Annotated in this window: 1 protein-coding gene; it reads right to left on the bottom strand. The window is 53.3% G+C overall.

The features are described from left to right. Positions 1–85: 85 nt before the first annotated feature. Positions 86–1069 carry a GGDEF domain-containing protein gene (locus V6D20_09970; GenBank protein ID HEY9816106.1) on the bottom strand — a complete coding sequence of 328 codons (984 nt, stop codon included), beginning with the start codon at positions 1067–1069 and terminating at the stop codon, positions 86–88. Positions 1070–1307: the final 238 nt, after the last annotated feature.

Genomic DNA, 1307 nt, shown 5'->3' with positions numbered 1-1307 from the left:
GATCGCGGTCATGGGGTTATGATTACCCAAACTATTCGCGGTTATGCGCTCTGGCTTCTAGAACCTGATGCTCAGCTCGATGCCCCTACCCCGGAGACGAATCTTGGCTAGCTACCACCTGATTGCGTCCCCGAGATTTGGCTGATAGCAAATTGCGGTCGGCTCGGTTCAGCAGGCTAATGCCCCGCTCGTCATCACTGGGCAGCAAGGAGGCACTGCCAATGCTAATGGTGATGGTGACATCGAGCGTGTCGCTGAGGGCAAAGGGGCGTTCTGCCATCCGCCGCCGCAGACGATGTCCCACGCGCAGTGCCTCTGCACCATCCGTATCGTTGAGAATCACAATAAATTCTTCCCCACCGTAGCGAAAGGGTGTGTCACAAAACCTTAGATTGTGGCGCAGGCGGGCAGAAATGAGTTGCAGGGCGCGATCGCCCACCAAATGCCCGTAGTTGTCGTTGATGGACTTAAAGTAATCAACATCCAGCACCAGTAGGCTAATTGGGGCTTTGCGGTTGCGCGCATTTTGGATTTGCCGAGGCAGTTCCCATTCAAAGGCTCGTCGGTTGTTTAATTCAGTGAGAGGATCTGAGAGGGCGATCGCTGAGAGCAGATCATTAGTGCGCATCAGCTCTCGATGATTTTGCACTCGCCGCAACCCCGACTTGATCGTGGCTCCCAGACGCCGCAATAGGAGTTGGCTGAAATGATAGACGTTGAGGGGATGGGCATGGGCATGCAATGAATCAGGTTGGCAGGATGGGTCAGGGGTATCCTGCCTAGAACTATCTAGTACTTTGATAGGTTGATGATCCATCTGATGGGCACACCAGGCAAAGGCATCAGCGCCGGCTTCAATAGCAGTTTCCTCTTGGGTAATGTGTTGGGATGTGGTGACCGCGCTAAACCAATCGACCCATTGAATCTGCCCAACTAGAATGATATAAATCCACGACAGCCGTCCTTGGTCTTTAAAAGTGCGGCATAGATCTAAGGCACCGGGATAGTCAGCCTGCAGCAGCAGCACATCTGGCTGCTGAGCTTGCACGAGAGAGATGGCCTCTGCCACATCAGAGACAGATTCAATTGAGTGTAATCCGAGATGTTCGATAAGGTCAGAGAACCTAGACATAAACTGAGGCTCTCCAACGAGGAGAATTGAGCCGTCCATTGTGCTGGGAGCTAACGATTAAGTGGCCAGTGCAGCAGAGAGGTGCTGAGCGCGCATCGGGGACTGAGCCGGCACAATGCAGGCTGAGTGTTTCAAAGGCAACGATCGCTCAGGATGGCAGGTTATAGAAAAGCCG

Source organism: Candidatus Obscuribacterales bacterium, assembly GCA_036703605.1.
Taxonomy (GTDB): Bacteria; Cyanobacteriota; Cyanobacteriia; order RECH01; family RECH01; genus RECH01.
Note: the sequence above shows the minus strand (reverse complement) of the source record. Positions and strands in the feature narration are given on the sequence as shown.